15 protein-coding genes and 1 pseudogene are annotated in these 21400 nt (G+C 27.3%); 4 read left to right on the forward strand and 12 right to left on the reverse strand.

Features of this window, described 5'->3' with window-relative positions; genetic code table 11:
• Positions 1 to 69: 69 nt before the first annotated feature.
• A complete protein-coding gene (locus tag ACWPW7_RS21240) occupies positions 70 to 714 on the reverse strand; it encodes an MBL fold metallo-hydrolase (protein WP_454055173.1) in 645 nt (214 codons plus the stop codon).
• Positions 715 to 1066: 352 nt separating this feature from the next.
• A complete protein-coding gene (locus ACWPW7_RS21245) occupies positions 1067 to 1927 on the reverse strand; it encodes a DUF2268 domain-containing protein (protein ID WP_454055174.1) in 861 nt (286 codons plus the stop codon).
• A gap of 628 nt (positions 1928 to 2555) precedes the next feature.
• Between ACWPW7_RS21245 and ACWPW7_RS21250 the strand changes: the two are divergent.
• From ACWPW7_RS21250 to ACWPW7_RS21260, 3 genes and pseudogenes are all read left to right on the forward strand, one after another.
• Positions 2556 to 3282: pseudogene (locus tag ACWPW7_RS21250) on the forward strand (AraC family transcriptional regulator).
• A 110-nt stretch (positions 3283 to 3392) separates the two neighbouring features.
• Positions 3393 to 4163 (forward strand): epoxyqueuosine reductase, encoded by a 771-nt coding sequence (locus ACWPW7_RS21255; RefSeq protein ID WP_454055175.1) that lies wholly within the window; start codon positions 3393 to 3395, stop codon positions 4161 to 4163.
• Positions 4164 to 4220: 57 nt separating this feature from the next.
• Entirely contained in the window at positions 4221 to 4550 is a 330-nt protein-coding gene (locus ACWPW7_RS21260) for a tRNA-binding protein (RefSeq protein WP_291568007.1), read from the forward strand.
• Positions 4551 to 4870: 320 nt separating this feature from the next.
• Here the strand turns inward: ACWPW7_RS21260 and ACWPW7_RS21265 are convergent, their stop codons facing one another.
• The 4 genes from ACWPW7_RS21265 to ACWPW7_RS21280 all read right to left on the reverse strand — a co-directional run bounded on the left by ACWPW7_RS21265 (position 4871) and on the right by ACWPW7_RS21280 (position 9633).
• Positions 4871 to 5179 (reverse strand): DUF6718 family protein, encoded by a 309-nt coding sequence (locus ACWPW7_RS21265; protein WP_454055176.1) that lies wholly within the window; start codon positions 5177 to 5179, stop codon positions 4871 to 4873.
• 670 nt (positions 5180 to 5849) lie between these two features.
• Positions 5850 to 6575 (reverse strand): LytR/AlgR family response regulator transcription factor, encoded by a 726-nt coding sequence (locus ACWPW7_RS21270; protein ID WP_454055177.1) that lies wholly within the window; start codon positions 6573 to 6575, stop codon positions 5850 to 5852.
• A gap of 156 nt (positions 6576 to 6731) precedes the next feature.
• Entirely contained in the window at positions 6732 to 8042 is a 1311-nt protein-coding gene (locus ACWPW7_RS21275; RefSeq protein WP_454055178.1) for a sensor histidine kinase, read from the reverse strand.
• Between the two features lie 919 nt (positions 8043 to 8961).
• Positions 8962 to 9633, reverse strand: a complete 672-nt coding sequence (locus tag ACWPW7_RS21280) for a hypothetical protein (protein WP_454055179.1) — start codon at positions 9631 to 9633, stop codon at positions 8962 to 8964.
• Positions 9634 to 11064: 1431 nt separating this feature from the next.
• On the opposite strand from ACWPW7_RS21280, the gene hflX reads away from it, so the two are divergent.
• Positions 11065 to 12873: a GTPase HflX gene (hflX, locus tag ACWPW7_RS21285; RefSeq protein ID WP_454055180.1), complete on the forward strand. Its 1809-nt coding sequence runs from the start codon at positions 11065 to 11067 to the stop codon at positions 12871 to 12873.
• 281 nt (positions 12874 to 13154) lie between these two features.
• On the opposite strand, the gene arcC is transcribed toward hflX, so the two are convergent.
• The 6 genes from arcC to ACWPW7_RS21315 all read right to left on the reverse strand — a co-directional run bounded on the left by arcC (position 13155) and on the right by ACWPW7_RS21315 (position 21381).
• Positions 13155 to 14105 carry a carbamate kinase gene (gene arcC / locus ACWPW7_RS21290; RefSeq protein ID WP_454055181.1) on the reverse strand — a complete coding sequence of 317 codons (951 nt, stop codon included), beginning with the start codon at positions 14103 to 14105 and terminating at the stop codon, positions 13155 to 13157.
• 28 nt (positions 14106 to 14133) lie between these two features.
• The gene (locus ACWPW7_RS21295) at positions 14134 to 15543 is read right to left on the reverse strand and encodes a basic amino acid/polyamine antiporter (RefSeq protein ID WP_454055182.1); all 1410 of its coding nucleotides are present in this window, start codon (positions 15541 to 15543) and stop codon (positions 14134 to 14136) included.
• Positions 15544 to 16118: 575 nt separating this feature from the next.
• Positions 16119 to 17117, reverse strand: coding sequence for an ornithine carbamoyltransferase (gene argF / locus ACWPW7_RS21300; protein WP_454055183.1), 999 nt, complete (start codon positions 17115 to 17117; stop codon positions 16119 to 16121).
• Positions 17118 to 17152: 35 nt separating this feature from the next.
• Positions 17153 to 18379: an arginine deiminase gene (gene arcA / locus ACWPW7_RS21305; protein ID WP_454055184.1), complete on the reverse strand. Its 1227-nt coding sequence runs from the start codon at positions 18377 to 18379 to the stop codon at positions 17153 to 17155.
• 549 nt (positions 18380 to 18928) lie between these two features.
• Complete coding sequence (locus tag ACWPW7_RS21310; protein WP_454055185.1) at positions 18929 to 19795, reverse strand: CPBP family intramembrane glutamic endopeptidase; 867 nt, start codon at positions 19793 to 19795, stop codon at positions 18929 to 18931.
• Between the two features lie 251 nt (positions 19796 to 20046).
• Entirely contained in the window at positions 20047 to 21381 is a 1335-nt protein-coding gene (locus ACWPW7_RS21315) for a CoA-disulfide reductase (protein WP_454055186.1), read from the reverse strand.
• Positions 21382 to 21400: the final 19 nt, after the last annotated feature.

The following is a 21400-nucleotide window of genomic DNA, read 5'->3' on the forward strand; positions in this document are numbered from 1 at the left end:
AATAAATTACATCTTAATATAAAACAATTGTGTAACTTATTTATGTGCTAATTATAACATTATTTTCCGTTATAATTTGCTTAGTATTTTATCTATAATTTCCTTTCCTTGTACTACATTATGTCCTGAAATGCAAGTATCAAAATCTATATTTGTATATTTTAAAAGTGTATTAGTATATACCTTTGGTTCGCAACAAAGACTTGGAATAATTTCCTCCATATTATCTCCAATATTATCGCCTACATTGATTACTTTTTCCTCCTCGTCGATAATACTTATTGAGTCAATTGTATGTCCTGGGGTATATATAATCCTTATTTTATCTTCTGGAAAATACAATTCCTCCTCAAATACTAAATTAGGCAAATACATTTCTACTTCACCACAAACATAATCCCTATTTTTTTGCATCATTACTTCCCAGTTTGATTCTATCATTTCTCTACATAATTTATGAGATATAATTATATTATCTTTCATGGAGCTGTTACCCCATATATGGTCCCAATGATAATGTGTATTAATTACCACTACTGGCTTAGGATCATTTTTTATATATTCCTTTATAGGAGCAATCCCTAAAGAACCTAATCCAGTGTCGATAATATAATTATTTTTTTCTCCCATAATTAAATGTAAGTTTAAATCCCAGAAATCTGATGGAGAACTAGTAAATAAAACATTTCTATTTTTTATTTTTTTAATTTCCATTAATTCATACCTCTTTCCTTACTAAATTTTATAAAATATAACAGTATATTCCCTTCACTGTTCATAAACTCCTGCTACATTCATTATAATAAACAATGACTGACCTCATGGTGTCAGTCATTGTATTGATCTAATATTTTATTTGCATTTAGGCATATGAAAATAAATAACAAGTCAAAGATGCGACGGATATTTTGTGAAATACGATGACTTGGAATCTACTAATAGTGGTGCTATTAGTAGATTCTAAGGAAGAAGTAGTTCGCAAAATAAACTAGCATACTGACTAGTTATTTATTTGAATGTGCCTTATCTTAAATATTTAAGTTCTACTACTTCACAATTTATAATTTTATATAAAACATCCTGATTTTTTCATTATTATATCACTGTCTATTAATGTTGCTTCCTCTACTGAAATACCTGTATTTTTTAGAAATCCTTGTACTGCATGATATCCTACTGCATATCCTGCACTAACTGGTATACCTGTAGATTCGCATCCCTCAACATTTACAAGTTGATCTCCAAATACATATTTACGAACTTCATTAAATCCAGTAATATCAAGTGCATCTCCTATAATTTTAAATGATTTTTCTAAATCCCTACCTTGGACTGATGTAACCCATGGTCCTATAAATTCATCTCCATATAAGCTTGCTGCAAAACTTTCTGCTAACCCCTCTAAGGCTATATATTGACTAACAGATACATTCATAAAATTCCACTTTACATTTTTCATAAGTACATTATGATGAAATTCATGTGCTATAATTGACTTTAAACGTGGTAAATTATATTCATTAGGTGCAATTACTATTTGAATATATCCTGGGATTGATCCCATACCAGTATAGCCTTTCATATTTTCAAGAAATTCAGGATTGCCTATGAAAATTCCCAGGGTAATACTTTCTGGTAAATCTATATTAATATTTTTAAACCTTTCAGCAGATTCCTCAAGTGCTTCTTTCGCCACGCTCCAAGCATTTTCCTCTTGAAGCATATTTAACATATCATTTATTTCATCATCATGACCATTAAGGGGCAAATACCCCATCATTTCAGGTTCCATTTTCATATTCATTATATTATACATAAACTCAAATGGCTTAGCTAAATTGCTTTCGTAAAATTCTAAACGATTTTCTTTAGGTAAATTAATCAATTCTTTATATAAATTATAAGTATCTAAAATTTTAATCTCCATACTATTCTTCCCTCTATCTAGGTAGTTAGCATTAGAATACCAACTACGTTTATTTTTTATTTGAAAATATTTTCTATATTTTAATGGTGTTAACCCCATCTACAATCTTATAATAGTCCTTTACGGACCGTTAAGGTCAACAGTTATTTTGAAAAATAATAATGAAAACCTTAATTACCAATATAATGATAATTAAGGCTTGTTAGTCTATAATGTAATCTTTTAAATTTTGTGGTGTTAATTCTAGTGGAATTATCAGTTATATAGCATAATAAATATAGACGTTATTATTAATTTGCTTAAAGTTTTCTTTCTTCTCTAAAACTACTACATACCTATATCATCTTCGTACTTTAGCCTCTCTGACCAGTATTCCTTATCCAAAATCTGTAGTATCTCTTGAGTATTTTCTTGAATTTCTGTGAAAGAGATTTAGAACCTTTCTTTTTCATTCAGATGTCCTAACTTCTATCATCCTATTACCTCTCCTAAGGGTTAAAATAACTTTACTATATTTCCGAGGTAAGGGCTTTCAACATAACAATATATATTTAAAAATAGTATGTTATAATAAATTTATTGCGTCAATTTACAATTATAGTATATAAAAAGAAAGAGGTGAATACTTCTGAATAGTATAAAATGTGAACGTAGAATATACGATTATAAACTTAATACACATGCTCATTTATATGCTCAATTGATTTTACCCATTCATGGGATACTTTATATAGAAACCAATTATAAAAAACTAGCACTAGACGATGAGCACCTGTTCTTTCTTCCTCCAGATTGTAAACACAGCTTTAGAGCTAATAAAAGTAATGAATTCTTGGTTTTAGATATATCTAATAATATGCTTAATAAATATGATATGGAAAAGATGATAGGTGGAAGAGAATTCTTATTTGATGATAAATGGAAAGCTATAAGATATTTATTGTTAAATGAAGCTAACAATAAAAAAAGTTCTAGCTCCATTAATGACTTATTCCTCTACTGTTATCATTTTATTGCAGATAGAAGTATACCTGATTCTATAAAATATATTAACGAACATTTTACAGAAGATATAGATTTAAAAAAATTAGCAGATATTGAGCATTATAATATAAGTTATTATAGTGAATGGTTTAAAAATAAAATGAATGTCTCTCCTGTTGAATATATACAAAATCTAAGAGTGAAAAAAGCAAAAGAACTTCTTTTAAATACAAACTTAACAATTTTACAAATTTCTCAAATTGTGGGTTATGAACATAATTCATCATTTACTAGAGTATTTAAGTATTTAGAAAAAATATCACCTACAGATTTTAGAAGAAAAATCAAAAAATAAGCTAAATACTAACTAGATTTTAGAAAAGACTTATCTATCCAAAAAGTTATAATAGTATGTAGATAACATTTTAAAGGACTATTTTAAAATAGTTCTTTATTTTTTTAAATAGTTTAGGGGGTAAAAATGAATAATAAAATAGAGATAATTATAAAACAATTTGTAGAACACTATTCAGAAATGAGAGATGTTCAAACTAAATGGAAAGAACCTTTGGTAGCATATGCAGATGCCATGGATGAAATGTTTTATAATCTTAAAGATGTAGTAAGTCCTTCTCATGCAATACCTCAAGATTTTTTACCAGAAGCCAAAACCGTAGTAGCATATTTTATACCTTTTGATGAAGTTGTAGTTGAAAGTAATATAGAAAGAAAAGAAAGTTCGAAAGTTTGGGCAAAAGCATATGTAGAAACTAATCAACTAATATTAGATTTAAATACTTTTATTAAAAATGAGTTACAAAAATTAGGGTATAAATCAAATATTATGCCAGCAACGCATAATTTTGATAATAAAAAATTGATTAGCGACTGGTCTCATAGACATGTTGCCTTTATTGCTGGGTTAGGAAAATTTGGGCTAAACAATATGTTAATTACTGACAAAGGATGTTGTGGAAGGGTTGGTAGTTTTATAACTGATTTAAAAATAGAGCCTACTAAAAGAAAAAATAAAGAGAATTGTTTATATAAGCATATGAATGTATGCAAAAAATGTGTGGATAGATGTGTAAATAATGCTTTAAAAGTTGATTGCTTTGACAGACATAAATGTTATGAAATGTGTTTGCATAACGATAAAATTCATTCAGATATTGGTTTATCAGATGTTTGTGGTAAATGTTTAGTTAACGTTCCTTGTTCTAAGACTAATCCAGTAAAAATAAATAAATAGTTCTATTAATACATATTATTCTTATATTGTGTATCAAATCGAAAGGAAGGTGTTTTTATGGTTACTTTTGACGATTTAATGAAATTAGATATACGAGTTGGGGAAATTATCGAAGTGGATTTTTTTGAAAAAGCCAAAAAACCTGCTTATAAACTATTGATAGATTTTGGTAACGAAATTGGTATAAAGAAATCGAGTGCCCAAATTACTGAATGTTATAAAAAAGAAGACCTTATAGGTAAGCAAGTTTTAGGGGTAGTAAACTTGCCGTCAAGACAAATTGCCAATTTTATGTCGGAGGTATTAGTATTAGGAATTTATGCTAAACAAGGAGTGGTATTAATTCAACCACAACAGCCTGTTAAAAAAGGTGATAAATTAGGTTAATGCATAATTTTCTTAATAGATGAATCAAGGACTTACTTTATCATAGTAAGTCCTATTTTATTAAGTCTATATCAATGATAACGACTATGTTTGTATTATGTTAAACTTCAAATCTTATAATACTGATACTAAGAAGTCTACGTCATTTGTGGTACAGCTCTCCGTACCATAAGTAAAACATTTCTCCGTATGCAGAATATTTAATACTATTATCAAGTTTAAATTTTTCATCAATTTTGAAAATAAAAAGTCATAAATCTAATTATGACCTTTAAATATTTATAACTTTCAAAATACTATATTTAAGTTTCCCTATAAAATTAATTTAAAATAGCTTTATCAATAAACTCTTCAACACTATTTATTATATTAAATAGTTCATATTCCTTCCACATCTCTAAATTAGATAATAATACAATCTGTTTATCTTTACCTTTTAATTTATATTTTAATAAATCATCTATCATATCTACCTCTTTAGAGTCATTTAAACTATAAACTACTGTTCCTACTGAATTTAAGTTTTTAACTAATAAAATATTGAAAAGTTGCTCTCGATTTCTAAGATAAAATTTGTTACTAAAGGATATCCTACTATAACTGCTACCAATATTGCAAATAACATGCATTATTCAGAATATGCTCAAGTTGATAAGGTTGCGTTGGCTTATGAACCTCCTGAAAATAATAGACTTAGGGATATTATAGTTCATACCTTATCTGCAAAAAGAAATTAAAATACTTTCTGCTCATAACCAACATAAGTAGCAAAGACATAAATGCAGTAGAAATATTTTACTTTTATAATAGACGCCAAACTATAGAAGCTTTCTTTAAGATGGCTAAAATGTATATCATATAAAGAATCTCAGAACGCCAAAGTCATATGCTATCTATAGTTTCTTATGGCTAATATTTATAGCACATAATCTTATAAGCTGATTTAAATCTACAGTTCTATATGGAACAGAACTGGAAAGTGTAGGAGTAAGAGCCTAGTCAAACGTATTGGCAATATAAAATGCTTTGTTAAAAGAACTTCTGAAAGACTTAGCGTAAATATTCCATCAATAACAAGCTTATCAAGACTAATTGCTGACGTACTTTGTGACCTTAAATATATTCAACTCACCTTAAATATCTGAAATTTAAAATCGACACTTATTCAATACAGCTTAGTAAAAAATCGAAAAAAATTTTAGCTCTTTTTAGTATTACTATTTTTAAAATTTGTATATTATTCTAGTAGTTTCACATAAGGTATTAGGAGTTAAAAGAATATTATACACAATAATTACTTTAATTTTTTAATCCTTTTAATAGTCTTGTTGATATTTCGCATTCTTCTTCATTTACCATATAAATTCTTTTGTTTTTTATATCAATTTCTTTTATATTATTTTTATTAACTATGTAGGATTTATGACATCTATAAAAGTTACTATCTAATTTTTGTTCTATATCTTTCATTTTTCCATAAAACTCTACACGTCTATCTATAGCATGTACTATTATTTTATGTATTGTAGATGATGTCTCAAAAAATAGTATTTTGTTTAATTCTATATTTATAATTTTATCATTTACTTTAATACTGAAAATTTTTTGAATATCTGTTGTTTTAGCAGAATATTTGGTATTTGCATCTATTACACATTGATGGAATTTTTCCCTTATATCGTCATAATTATTTTTTATTATATAATCCATAGCTTCTACTTTATATAAAAAAGTTAGATAACTCATTTCTGAATGAGTGGTTATAAATACAATAAACCCTCTTGGATCATATTTTCTTATCTCACTTGCTAGTTCTATACCGTTTATATCTAATTTTAGATCTATATCTAAAAAATATAATCCACATACATTACTTCTACTTATATGATTTAAAATTTGATTTGGATCCTCAGTAGATAATACTAACTTCATATCAAAGTTTTCTATTAGGATAATATCTTGAATTATTTTAACAAATTTTTCTCTTTGTTCTATATTATCTTCACATATAAATAAATTAAGCATAATTACCTCCTTATTAATACTTAATCATATAAAAGAAAATAATTAGTAAAAAATGCACTTAATATTATTTTTTATATAAGATTTTTTCTAGTAAGTTATATTATTACTAGATTATAGTTAACACGGATATCTTAATAAATTAATTAATTATAATTTTTAAGATATATCATTATTAATCTCAAGAAGCTGTTTAAATTCTCCATTCTCTAATAATGTATCTAATGATACATTATTATATTTTCCTATAATTTCTCTTAAAATGCTAAGCCCTAATCCTCTATTATTATCTTTTGTAGAAAATCCTTTCTCATAAATCTTAGATATATGTACTTTTCCAGAATAATTATTTATTATTACTATTAAAACAGACGTACTTTTATTTATAATACCTACTTTTAGGAAAGACTTGTTGCATTTTTCAACTGCTTCAATGGCATTATCAAGAAGTATACCTATTGATTTACTAATATCTATAATATCCATATTTAAACTTTCAATAGGTTCTATAATATCGACAAATACATCGATTCCTAATTCTTGTGCTCTTATAAGTTTAGATGAAAATATTCCTTTAATTTCTGGGATTCTTATATTTTTAAGTGTTCCTAATTTAAAATTATCACAGTCCATCTCTTTACTTAACGGCAATATTTTTTCATTAAAAATTTTTTCAATCCCATCTATATCCTTATTTTGTATATATCCAATCATAGAAGATAACATATTTATATAATCATGCTTAAAAACTCTTATATTAGAATATAACTTTTCTAAATTATTTGTATATTCCTTTAAACTTTCAAATTGCATTTGTTTATTTTTAATTTCTAGCTCTTTTGTAACACTCTTAAATAATATGTACATTACTACCATTAGCAATGCAAAATAAATAATAAATAATATTCCATTTATTTTTATAATTTCATTTTCTAAGATATTGCTAGATTCAAAAATTATATTTACATAAAATATTATAAGCGTCAATATTAAGCTTATAATTATTAATAAAGAAACTTTTCCTCTAACCTTTAATTTGTGTATTTTAATTTTTTTATTAAATATAAATCCAATAAATCGACTTACTAAGTATACTAAGACATATGAAATACTCATAAATCCCCAATACAACTTAATATTACTCCTTATTATTGATGTACTGCCTCCAAAGATTAATATATATATATTACTAATTAAATAATCTATAATTACAGCTATAAGTACTGAAATTATAGGAATTAAAATGCTCTCACATATATTTTTGCTTTTAATATATATATATATATTTGAAATTATTATAGTAGGAAATATTATTAAAAACTCGCTTAAATCTATTAAAAAAGATGAACTAACCTCTATTAAAACTATTATTAATACAATTTCTTTCATTTTAAAACTGAATGAAATTAAATTTATTATAGAAATATATATTAATATAATAGAGCCTAATATTATTATATATTTTTCCATATTACACATATTTCTCCTTAACTATACTACTATTATATCATAAATATGTATAATATTGTATATTGCTAGAAATTTATAATCAAATCATCTTGTAAAAAGATGTCCCTAGATTCTTCATTATTAACTTCAATGATTTAACTAAAAAAATAGCTACATATTAAATTTTGTAGCTATTTTAGTGTCAATTAAGCTTCATAGTTTATATATGCACTATGATAAAATTTAATTTACACTCAGTTTAAAACATTCTCCACAAATTCTCTGTTTTTAAATAGTGTGTACCCTTTTTTATGCTCCTTTGACATTCGATGAATATTTCATATTTTCTTTATTATAGATAAGCTTAACACATCTTAAATTCATATAAATGTTCAATTTCCCCTAAGTTAGAATTCTAAAAATCTCTTTTCAGCTGCAGGAAAAAATAGAAATATTCCTTTATATTTTTCTTAATTCTTTAAATCTGACATCAAGTTCTTTATTATGGTTCTCGGATATTAAAAAATTTTCAGTAATGTATCAAAATGGATACATTCAATAAAGAAAACTGCTCTAAATTCTTTATCAATATAGTTTTAAATAAAACCTTTATTTAAAACATGATAAATCACAAATACCAAGCGTAATGCTATTTGATTACAAAAAATAACCCTTACTGACACGTTCATGTTAAAGTAATAATTGATTAGAAAACTGCTTTAAAAGACGTAATTGTTTGAGTTATAAATCTATTACTATAAATGAACTCTGTTGTTATAGTAGAGCATTTAAACTGTAATAGATTGTATCAAAAATTAGTATAGAAAATATTTTAAAAAATAAACTAAAATATATTTTAGTTATACAATATCATTAGAAATTTTTAACGAAGAACAAGCTAAGTGTTGCACTTAGCTTGATAATTTATCACTTGTTAAATTTAAAGGTATGCATAACCTTTTTTATAAGCATATTTAAAAAAGTTGCTCGTATTTGATATTCCGAATTTTACTGTAGAATTCTCTCCAAGTTTAATGTCAACTCCACCATTTACAGTAGTTGTAGCATTATTGTAAAAATTTCCATTTACAATCCAGTATATTTTATTTGGAGCTTCTAGATTAGCATAAACAGTTCCATCAAAGCCTTTGCTTATGCCTCTATAATTTCTATTCATATCTATATTCAGTATTTTTTCTATTGATCTAAAACTACTCCCTTGCCACTCATCTGTTTGACAATAAAATTCTACAGAAGGCTTATATGTTGAATCAACCTCAAAAGTATTAGTTATTGTTCGATATGTCGCTGCTCTAGCCACCATAGATTGTTTCTTCAATCCTGGTTCTGTAGAAAAATTTGATTCAACTTGACGAGCTGATTCACTTAACGTGATATTATTATCCTTAGCTATTTTTTGAACGATTTCATCAAAAGTTAACACTTCACTTATAATTGTTTGTGAGTCTCCTACCTCAGAAACCATAGTAGCAATATTATTATTTTGATTGTCGTCGTTTAATATATTTTCCTGTGCAAAGCATGGAAAACTTGACATTAAAACAATACTTAACGCTACTCCTACACTTGACATAATTTTTTTGCTTTTCATAAATATTCCTCCTTAATTACATTAAATATAATTTATTACATAATATCACATTTTATTTTTAAAAATACATTAAAGTAATAATCGTTAAATTTTAAGTAATGAACGTTAAATTTTATATAGAATTGCATTACTAGTAATTAATATTTTGCATATTATTGATATTTGAAATTCTCTATGATTAATTCAAAACATCTTTTTCAATAAGCCTTATAATACTTCAAAGAAAATTAAATATATTCTGATTACTACAAAAATCAAAATAAAGGGCAAGAAATAGCATATTTAGAACACAAATACAGTAATATTCCATGATGAGCTAATAGATCTCAGATTAGAAATTAGAGAAAGTTATTAAATATAAAATAAATATAATCTTTTTACTTCTGTCTTTTAATTTATAACTTAATGTATTTTCTAAAATAATAAGGAAATTAAAATGCAATTTCCTTATTATTCTAGAAAAAGTATTTACAATTGACTAAATTTAGTTTAGAATAATAATATAAAATATACTAAAAATTCTGAAAGGAGGCTGTAAAATGTTAATTTACAAAGATAGAATTAAAAAATCCCTAAACAACAATATATACAGTCTGCTGTCAGTAAATTATTTATGTTAAGATTTAATAATATCTTGTATTATTTATGTGTATAAAATTTTGACCGCAGACTTCATATCTGCGGTTTTATTATATTCTATAGATATTAATGTGAATTACTTTTTCAGTTTTATTCGGTGACCAAACTACTGATATACTATCCTATGTAAGTTAAGATAATCAGTAATACTACTCTAAATAAATTTTTCTAAGTTCAATGAAAGTAATTCAAACTACAGTGAAAGTAAAAATCACCGTATATCTATTTAAATTTGTATATACTTACCGCAGAGAAAATCTGCGGTTTTTTAATTTGTGATTTTATCCTATGTCTATTGCTGTTAATACTACTTCTTTTACAGCAAGTAGATAACCAATGGATAACTTCTTTTAATCTTCTATTAGAGTACAGTATTACTCCTAAGTTAACTCTATATGAAGATAAGAATCACTTTATCAATATTTTAGCCGCAGTGCAATGGAATACTTTTAGAGTTTCCATTGTTTCTGCGGCTTTTATATATTTATTCTATATCTATTATTGCTAACACTTTCTATTAGCAAATTTAAGTTAAGTAATAATAAGATTATTAATAAGCTCTTTTTAGCCTTAGATATAATAAATCATTATCGCTAAGAACGCTTATGACTTGAAAATAGGTAACACAAAATTATCTTAGGAGGGTTTAAAAATGAGCCTAAAATAAAAATACTGCAGTCAGTAGTAAAATTCAAATTTTTAATAGGAGGCAAAAAATGAGGTTAAGATTTTTATAGATAGAAAGAAATTTTAAAATATTATTATAATAGATATTTAATTGGAGGAAATTATATGATAACAGGAAATATTAATGGAATAAAAAAAATAATACTTGAAAAGCTAGAGGGTTTATATGAACTTACAATAGATAGTCACAGCATTTTTTCTTATGAATTGGTAGAAAAAATCAATGAAATTAGTAAAATTATAAAAAAAGAAATATGTGTGGTTATTAATAGACGTGGAAAAATTACTGCAATTTCAGTTGGTGAAATTAATAATGTTGAAATACCACATATAAATGTTGCAAATAAAAAGCTAAGTGGATTTAGGGTAATTCATACTCATCCTACTGGTGACAGTAAGCTATCTTCAATGGACATTTCGGCCTTAGTAGATTTAAAATTAGATACTATTGTTGCCATTGGAGTTAAAGAAAATATAGAAGATGCCAATATAAATATAGGCTTCTGCGATGTTTATAATAATAGCCTAACCTTTAGAGAACTTGAAAATCTAAGTCTAGAAGATTCATTACAATTAAACTTTAAAGATAATATAGATTATATTGATAAAATAATTGGTGATGTAGTGCAATGTGAAAATGATGTTGAAAGAGCTATTTTAGTGGGAACTGATAGTGAAGAAAGTCTTGAAGAACTTAGTAACCTTGCCAAAGCTTGCAATGTTGTTCCTATATACAAAATACTTCAAAAGAAGAACAAAGTGCATTCTGCTTATTATGCAGGACAAGGTAAAGTTCAAGAAATAGCGCATTTAAGACAGCTTAAAAATGCTAATGTAGTAATATTTGATGATGAGCTATCAGGTTCTCAAATTAGAAATTTAGAAGAAGCTATTAAATGCAAAGTAATAGATAGAACAACCTTAATTCTAGATATCTTTGCAAGGCGTGCTAAGAGCAAAGAAAGTATATTGCAAGTTGAGCTGACTATGCTTACTCATAAACTTTCTAGATTAAGGAATGCAAATGCAAATCTTGCAAGAATTAAAGGTGGTGTTGGAGTAAAAGGTGGTGTTGGCTCAAAAGGACCTGGAGAGAGAAAACTTGAAACTGACAAAAGGCACATTGAAAGTAGAATAGAGGAAATAAAAAATGAACTATCTAAAATAATAAATCAAAGAGCTATTCAAAAAGTAAAGAGATCTAAAAATAATATTAGTAAAGTCGCTATTGTAGGATATACTAATGCAGGTAAATCAACTTTAAGAAATAAAATATGTAAAATTGCTGCTTCTAATATTATAAATAAAAAAGATGTTCTAGAAGCTGATATGCTTTTTGCAACATTAGACACTACTGTTAGAGCTATAACATTAAGTGATAACAGAAAAATTACTCTTTCTGATACTGTTGGTTTTATTAGTAAACTTCCTCACGAACTTGTTGAAGCATTTAAATCAACCTTAGAAGAAGTAATTGAAGCTGATTTACTCTTGCATGTAGTAGATGGATCAAATAAAGAGGCAATAAAACAAATAAAATCAGTAACCATGGTTCTTAATGAACTTAATGCTAAAAATAAAAACACTATAATTGTTTTAAATAAAATTGATAAAGCTTCTGATAAAAATTTAAAAGAGTTAAAAGACTTCTTAAAAGATGAAAAAATAATAGAAATTAGTGCCATAGAAGAAATAAATTTAAATGATTTGCTTCACATGATAGGTAAAGAGATTCCAATTAAATTGGTAGAAAAAGATTTTATTATACCTTATAGTGAGCAAGAACTAGTTTCAATGCTTCATGAAAATTCCAGTATCATTAATGAAGACTACATTGAAGAAGGAACTCGCATCAAAGCCTTGGTTCATGAAGAAATTTATAAAAGGTGTGTGAACTTTGAAGTAAAAGCTTAGTCAATTGAAAATTGACAATGGACAATTGAGAATTAAGGTGGAAATTAGTTTTAGTCAAACTAATTTCTTTAATAGATTTTAAACTAGCAATTTTATTGCTAGTTTTTTGTATATATAGTATCATCAAATACTACTACCATAATTATATGAATCTGATTTGATTTTCTGAAGAATACTGTTAGGCCTTACAATCAGTCAATTAAGAATAGAAATTTTGCAACAATAATAAAAGTATAGTTACATATTAAATTAACTATACTTTCATTTATGTACTATAAAATTTATTTTACTATTGTTGTTCCTGTTAATCCATTAATAGCTTCTTTTGCTTTTTCAAGAGAAGTTATAATTGCTTTTCTACCTTCTTTTGATTCTACAAAATTCATAGCTGCTTTTACTTTAGGAAGCATTGAACCTGGCGCAAAATGCCCTTCTTGTATATATTTTTCTGCATCACTTAATGTTAAATTTGAAAGATTCTTTTGATCTGACTTTCCGAAATTAATAGCTACTTGCTCTACAGCTGTTAATACAATAAATGTATCAGCATTTAATAGCTGTGCGATTTTACAAGATGCAAAGTCTTTATCAATTACTGCTGGTACGCCTTCAAGAATTCCGTTTCCTTTATCTATTACTGGTATACCACCGCCACCAACAGTAATGACAACATGGCCTGCATCAACTAAAGTTCTAATAATCGGTTCTTCAACTACAGATACCGGCATAGGTGAAGGCACTACTCTTCTCCATCCTCTATTAGAATCTTCTTTCATTGCATATCCTTTTTCTTGTATTAATTTTTGCGCTTGCTCTTCTGTAAAAAATGAACCTACTGGTTTGGTAGGATTTTTAAATCCTTCATCATTCTTATCAACTATAACTTGAGTTATAACTGTTGCAACTTCTTTATTTATACTTCTCTTTTTAAGTTCTTCTCTTATAGCCTGTTGAAGATGGTATCCAATATATCCTTGACTCATCGCTCCGCATTCTGGGAAAGGCATTATTGGATTATTTTCATTTACATATGCTGCAATTTCATAAGTAGCTACAATTTGACCTACTTGAGGCCCATTACCATGTGCTACAATTACCTCATGCCCTTCTTGTATTAAATCTACAATAGCCTGTGAAGTTTCTTTTGCTGTTATTAGTTGTGCCTCTGCTGTAGTATCTTTTGGATTGGCTTGAAGTGCATTTCCTCCAAGTGCTATTACTATTCTTGACATTTATAATTCTCCTTTCTTTATAAATACTCTAGTATAACTTTATTTTTCCTGTTCCAATCATTACTATCATAAATATTGCTAATAATATTATTATCCCCATTGCTCCTTTTTCTTTTGAAGTAATTTCTTTATTTTTTTCCTTTTTAGCTTTTACATAAATACCTGTTCCTAATGCATACATTATTAGCGCCGCGCCTAAATACTGTAGTCCTACTGCAAAAATTACATATAAAGAATAGGCTGAGGAAGCTATTGATATAATCATATCTTTATATCCTAATTTATCTTCTTTTGAAACTTTAATAGCATATAAGCTTGAAAGTAAATATGGAATTAATATACAAGTAGTAGCAATTAAAAATACATTATTATATGCTGTTTGAAGTGCTGGTAAAAGCAGTGATAGTAAAAAAATTTGAATTAATATGTCTGTTAATAATAATGAATTTGAAGGTGCTCCATTTTTATTTTGTTTCATAAACCATTTTGGTATTGTTCCACCTTTTGCAGCGACATAGGGAATTTCTGCTGCAAGCATCACCCAACTAATTAAACAGCCTAATAGAGAAATAATTAGTCCTAATTTAACTATTACTGGCCCTGATCTACCTATTACCGTTCTTCCTAGCACATCGGCAAGTGGGGTTTGTGAATTTAAAAGTATTTCTCCTGGAACTACCCCCATTGATACTACGGAAACAAGCATATATAAAGCTAGTGTTATAATTAAGCTTAAAATTGTTGCAGCTCCAACAATTTTAGATGATTTAGCTTTTTCTGATAATACAGTAGCAGCCTCTACTCCAATAAAACACCATAAGATAATCCCCATTGCACTATTAACTTGTTTAAATAAGTTTGTTTGCTCACCGGTAGCAACAAGTATTGATTTCCAATTTTCTACATTAAATATTTTTAAATCAAATACAGTAACTCCTAAGATAATCACTAATAATAGTGGAATTACTTTTGCAACTGTTGCTATTGCATTTATTATACCTGCACTTTTAGTTCCTCTTAACTGAATCCAATGTACTGCCCAAAGTATTAAAGATGCTATTAGAAATGATACTATAGGCCTCATTTCACCAATTAAACTATTTAAGGTTTTAAACATAAGAATAAAAAAAGCAACATTTCCAAGCCATGCACTTAGCCAATATCCCCAAGCTGAATTGAAACCTGTAAAGTCACCAAACCCTTCCTTAGCATAAGTAAAAATTCCTCCTATAAGCTTTGGTCTTTTATTCGCAAGTAATTGAAATACTAAAGCTAAAAATATAACTCCAATACCACCAATAGTCCAGGATAATAACACTGCTTGTGGATTTGTATTACTAATAAGATCAGTAGGACTGTTAAATATTCCCCCACCAATCATTGAGCCTACTCCAAGAGCAACTAATAACGATAATCCTAACTTTTTATCACCATCCATTTGTTTTGCTCCTTTTCTTTAGTCTTATTATTTTTAAAAAGCTCCAAAAGTTTTGACCATGGAGTTTTTACCATACTTCATATTTTTCATTGCCAATTTTTAATTCATAGAAAAAAATTTTGTTGTAATTGAAGCTAATTCTTTGTGAATTAATTTCTTTAACTGATTTTTTACTACCAATTATATTGTAGGGGTGGAACATTATCCGTCAGTTCTTTGCATATATAGTACAATCAAATACTATCACCATAATTATATAAATATGATTTGGCTTTTCTGGAGAGCACTGTTCCCCCCTACAGTTTAATCAATGGAGAATTGACAATGGACAATACGAATTAAGGTAGAAATTAGTTCTAATAAACTAATTTCTTAGAATAGATTTTTTAAGAAAGATGACATCGCCACTTTTAAAATAAATAATTCTAAATTTCTCAGCTTTTGCTGAGAAATTTTCATAATTCTTCATTATTCATTCTTAATTTGCATTCATGGTAAAAATTTTATTATGGGAATTAAAATCATGCGTAAGTTAAACTTTCATTAACGAACCCTATATATCTATATGTTTTAATTTATTGACCCAATGTAGCAACCATTACTGCTTTAATAGTATGCATTCTGTTTTCAGCCTCATCAAATACTATTGAATGCTTACTTTCGAAAACTTCATCTGTAGCTTCCATAGCTTCTAAGCCAAATTTTTCGTTTATCTCTTTTCCTACAGTAGTTTTTAAATCATGAAATGATGGTAAACAGTGCATGAACTTAACATTTTCATTACCTGTCTTATTTAGCATTTCCATATTTACTTGATATGGCTGTAATAATTTTATTCTTTCTTCCCAAACCTCTGGTGCTTCTCCCATAGATACCCAAACATCAGTATAGATAACATCTGCACCTTTAACGCCTTCGTCGATATTATCTGTTATAGTAATTTTAGCATTAGTTTCTTTTGCTATTTCTTCACATCTAGATACTAGATGTTCTTCTGGGAATAGACTCTTTGGAGATACAATTCTAAAATCCATACCCATCTTAGCTGCACCAATCATTAGAGCATTTGCCATGTTATTTCTTCCATCACCACTGTAAACAAATATAACTTTATTTAATGGTTTATCAAAGTATTCAGTTATTGTTAAAAAGTCTGCTAAAATTTGAGTTGGATGATCCTCATTAGTTAATCCATTCCAAACTGGCACTCCTGAATACTTAGCTAACTCTTCAATTATTTCTTGACCAAAGCCCCTGTATTCAATACCGTCATACATTCTTCCAAGTACTCTTGCTGTATCAGCTATTGACTCTTTTTTACCCATTTGGCTTCCTGTTGGTCCAAGATATGTTACATGTGCACCTTGATCATATGCTGCAACTTCAAAGGCACATCTTGTTCTTGTTGAATCTTTTTCAAAAAGTAGTACTATATTTTTTCCTTTTAGTTTTTGTTCTTCTGTTCCTGCATATTTTGCTCTTTTAAGATCTCTTGATAAGCCAAGAAAATATTTTATTTCCTTTGGTGTAAAATCCATTAAAGTTAAAAAATGTTTGTTTCTTAAGTTAAACATAATTTTTCCTCCTAAATTTTTTATATAAGTATCTTTTACTCTAAGTTACTTCTATTTAAAGGCATACTCATACATCTTGGGCCGCCTCTACCTCTTGAAAGTTCTGAACTTGGCATTGTTATAACATTAACTCCACGTTTGCTTAAAGCCTCATTTGTTACATAGTTTCTTTCATAAGTTAGAACTTTACCTGGAGATATTGCCAAAGTATTGGAGCCATCATTCCATTGTTCTCTTGCAGATATTATTTCATCACCATTTCCACATCTTATTAAATCTACAGCTGGTAAGCTTAATGCATCTTTTAAGACATTATCTAATGTATTTTTATTATGAGTAATATCTAATCTTCCATTCTTTCCTTTTGTAATTTCAAAAACATTCAGTGGTCCTTCTATTCCCGGATGTATAGTAAACTTATCATAATCAACCATAGTAAATACCGTATCAAGGTGCATAAATGCTCTACGTACTGGTATTTCAAAGACTAATACTTTTTCAAAAGAAGTATTAGCATCAAATAAGTTTTTCGCTATAAATTCAATTGCCTCTGGTGAAGTTCTCTCACTACAACCTATAGCAACGATTTTATCTGACAATACTAATTCATCCCCACCTTCCGAACTACTTTGAAATCCTCTATCATACCATAGTGGAATTTCAGAAAGTTTAAAATTTTTATGGTATTTATGGATATATTTCATAAACAGCGTTTCTCTTCTTCTTGCTGAAGTTTTCATCGTGTTGATTATTAGTCCATTTCCTACTGCCGCCGCTGGATCCCTTGTAAAGTATAAATTTGGCATAGGATCTAAATAAAATGGATATTTATCTTCCATAAGTTCTCTTAAAGAACGTCTCGTTTTTATTTGTACTTGTTCTTTTCTTACTCCAGCCATAAGGGTATCAATCATATCTTTAGTTGAGCGAGAAATTAAATCTTGATATAATGCCTCATATATATCCATATTATTAATATGACTTTCTTTTAAAAATTGATTTAAAAATTCATCCTTTATTTTTTTATCTTCCAAAGCTTCTGCTGCTAAGTTTTCTAAATATAGTACTTCTACACCATTTTCTCTTAATATTTCAGCAAACCTGTCATGTTCCTTTTTAGCTATTTCTAAATATGGAATATCATCAAAAAGTAATCTTTCTAGATGTTCAGGAACTAAATTTTCTATTTCATTTCCTGGTCTATGTAACATTACTTTATTGAGTTTTCCAATTTCAGACGTAACGTTTATAAAGCTCTCCATATGTTTTCCTCCTTGTTTTGTTATTTATAGGTTGTTGAATAACTAATTTTTACAAGTAATTATTTAAGAAAAATATATTTATATTTTTTATTACTACAATTAGCTACAATACATTATTTATCCTATACATAATGTATTATTATTTAATGCTGATTAAAATATACTTATTTGTAGTGTGATTTAAGATCTCTATATTTTATAATAAAAAATGCATTAAAGTAGATATTATAATCTACTCTAATGCACTTTCATTTTTTTAATAATTTTCATTTTATAAATTGTAATGAACCGTCCACACCTACAGTAATTAAGAATTAAGTATGAAGAATTAATTATTATGGTGGAAATTAGTTTTAATCAAACTAATTTCTTTAATAGTTTTTTATAAAAAGTTACTACGTAACTTCAAAAAGAGATCAATTTAAACTTCTCTTGCAAAAGAGAAGTTTCCATAATTCTTCATTCTTCATTATTAATTCTTAATTAATAAGAATGTCAGTTCTAAATTCCTCAGCTTCTGCTGAGAAATAGCCTCAATTTTGAATTAAATTAAATTGTGAATTGGTTTATTCCCATATTTTCCTCAATAACTTTAGGGTTATTTTTATTGATAAAAAATATGGTTATAATTGTTCCAATTAACCCTATAATAACGAATATCATACAACTAGTTGTATTAAATATATCACCCATTACTGTAGGTATAATTACAGCTATAGTATTATTTGCCATATGAGCAATTATGGCTGGCCATAGAGATTGTGTTTTATATGTTATAAATCCAAATATTATTCCTAGTAGGCTAGCATAAACACCTTGAATAAGATTACCATGATATATTCCAAATAAAACTCCTTGAATAATTATTGTAACTGGTATTGATATATTTTTACTTAAAGTTCTATATATAACTCCTCTAAATAAAAACTCTTCTGCAAAAGGCGCTACTATTCCTATTGTTAATACCATAATAAATAAATTTCCTTCAGTTAATGGGTTTAAAATCTCATTCATTCCTTGGAATTGTTCCATAAGCAGTCCATTTAATTGTAACAAAACTAAAATTCCAGAGTTAAATAGCCATACACTTGTACCTATTAATACTGCTATAACTATGTTCATAGGTTTTGTCTTTTTAAGAAGTATTTCTTCAGTTAGTTTTTTCTTTCTAATTGCATATATTATTAAAAATATCAGTACTGTTACTATAGAAGATATTAATAATATATAATTCAATTTTCCTGCGACTTCATTAACTACATTAGTCATACCTTGTTGTTCCATGTTGTAACTTTGTTTATAAGCATATTGAAGTCCTATAAGCATTCCTCCAATTACAGACACAAGCACTTGGATAATAAATGCCATTAATAAATATCCAAGTGCAGCAAAAAAACTTTTTAGTTTATTTCCCATTCTAATCCCTCCTTATAATAATTATTAGAAATATATTCCATTTAATTATACCTCATATCACTTAAATTTGGTAATTCATATAAAACTTTTATATTTGAGTTAATATAAATTTTAAAATGTAAAATTTAAAATCATAGATAAAACTATATAGAAACTTTTTAAAAAATATAAAATAAAGGTGGAAATTCTAAAAAAATTTCCACCTTTATTTTATATTTTTCCATATCTTATTACAGATCTTTAAAACACAATTACTTAGCCACATTGGCAGCTACATTTAATACATCCCAAGTTCTAGCAAAAGGTGGTGCATAACATAAGTCTAACATACCTAATTCCTCTGTAGTCATTTTTTTAAATATTGCAGAGGCTAATACATCCACCCTTAACACTGCACCTTTTTCACCAATAATTTGCCCTCCAAGTAATACCTTTGTCTCACCATGGTAAATTAACTTTACATAAATATCACTTTGTCCCGGGTAATAATTAGCTTGATTCTTATCCTGTATAAATACCTTTTTATAGTTTATATTCATTTTGCTTGCATCTGCTTCAGAAATTCCTGTTCTACCCGCTTCTAAGTCCATTACCTTTATTGCTGCTGAACCTAAGGTCCCTTGAAAAGAAACTCTCTTCCCTACAAGATTTTCTCCAACAATTCTTCCTATTTTATTTGCTGTAGTTGCAAGTGGTATATATACATTTTCTTCTTTAATTAAATGATATACGCTAGCACAATCTCCTGCTGCATATATGTCTTTTATACTAGTTTCACCATATTCATCTATAACTAAGGCTCCATTTCTGAGCATTTCAATTCCTGTAGTTTCCAAAAAACCAGTATTAGGTCTTACTCCTGTACATATTATTACTAAATCTGCTTTATAGCTTCCCTTATCTGTAATTACTCCCTCTACTTTTTCAGTTCCTTTAAAAGCCTTAACAACCTCATTTAAATTAAGCTCTACTCCATGATTTAATAATTCTTTTTCCATAATTGAAGTAATCTCTTCATCAAAGGTATCCGGTAAAACTCTAGAATCTAATTGAATTACTCTTATATTCTTACCTAGTTTTTTCATGGCTTCTACAGTTTCAATACCAATGAAACCTGCACCTATTATAATTACATCCTTAATTTCATTCTTTTTAGCTACTTCTTTTATAGCTATCCCATCACTAAATTCTTTTAAAGTAAATACATTCTTTAAATTTTTATTTTCTATAGGTGGTATTATTGCACTAGCTCCTGTAGCAACCATAAGCACATCATATTTATCATCAAATATATTTCCTGTAGATAAATCTTTTACCGTTACAGTTTTACTTACTGGGTATACTTTCAAAACCTCATGTTTTGTTTTTACATCAATTCCACTCTCTATGAATTTATTTAATGGTCTTGCTATCATGGTATTGGGATCTTCATAAAAATCCCCTACATAATAAGGCAATCCACAAGCCCCCCAAGAAACCATATCTGATTTTTCATAAACCACTATTTGAGAGTCAGAATCTGTTCTTTTAGCTTTTGATGCAGCACTCATTCCTGCGGCCACACCACCTATAATTATAATCTTCATAAGCCTTCCTCCAATGCAA

The sequence above is a fragment of the Clostridium sp. Marseille-Q7071 genome (genome assembly GCF_965112025.1).

Excerpts from the sequence above, each read along its gene's own strand:
- ACWPW7_RS21240 (WP_454055173.1), bottom strand. The coding sequence starts at position 714 with ATGGAAATTAAAAAAATAAAAAATAGAAATGTTTTATTTACTAGTTCT.
- ACWPW7_RS21245 (WP_454055174.1), bottom strand. The coding sequence starts at position 1,927 with ATGGAGATTAAAATTTTAGATACTTATAATTTATATAAAGAATTGATT.
- ACWPW7_RS21255 (WP_454055175.1), top strand. The coding sequence starts at position 3,393 with ATGAATAATAAAATAGAGATAATTATAAAACAATTTGTAGAACACTAT.
- ACWPW7_RS21260 (WP_291568007.1), top strand. The coding sequence starts at position 4,221 with ATGGTTACTTTTGACGATTTAATGAAATTAGATATACGAGTTGGGGAA.
- ACWPW7_RS21265 (WP_454055176.1), bottom strand. The coding sequence starts at position 5,179 with ATGCATGTTATTTGCAATATTGGTAGCAGTTATAGTAGGATATCCTTT.
- ACWPW7_RS21270 (WP_454055177.1), bottom strand. The coding sequence starts at position 6,575 with ATGCTTAATTTATTTATATGTGAAGATAATATAGAACAAAGAGAAAAA.
- ACWPW7_RS21275 (WP_454055178.1), bottom strand. The coding sequence starts at position 8,042 with ATGGAAAAATATATAATAATATTAGGCTCTATTATATTAATATATATT.
- ACWPW7_RS21280 (WP_454055179.1), bottom strand. The coding sequence starts at position 9,633 with ATGAAAAGCAAAAAAATTATGTCAAGTGTAGGAGTAGCGTTAAGTATT.
- hflX (WP_454055180.1), top strand. The coding sequence starts at position 11,065 with ATGATAACAGGAAATATTAATGGAATAAAAAAAATAATACTTGAAAAG.
- arcC (WP_454055181.1), bottom strand. The coding sequence starts at position 14,105 with ATGTCAAGAATAGTAATAGCACTTGGAGGAAATGCACTTCAAGCCAAT.
- ACWPW7_RS21295 (WP_454055182.1), bottom strand. The coding sequence starts at position 15,543 with ATGGATGGTGATAAAAAGTTAGGATTATCGTTATTAGTTGCTCTTGGA.
- argF (WP_454055183.1), bottom strand. The coding sequence starts at position 17,117 with ATGTTTAACTTAAGAAACAAACATTTTTTAACTTTAATGGATTTTACA.
- arcA (WP_454055184.1), bottom strand. The coding sequence starts at position 18,379 with ATGGAGAGCTTTATAAACGTTACGTCTGAAATTGGAAAACTCAATAAA.
- ACWPW7_RS21310 (WP_454055185.1), bottom strand. The coding sequence starts at position 19,795 with ATGGGAAATAAACTAAAAAGTTTTTTTGCTGCACTTGGATATTTATTA.
- ACWPW7_RS21315 (WP_454055186.1), bottom strand. The coding sequence starts at position 21,381 with ATGAAGATTATAATTATAGGTGGTGTGGCCGCAGGAATGAGTGCTGCA.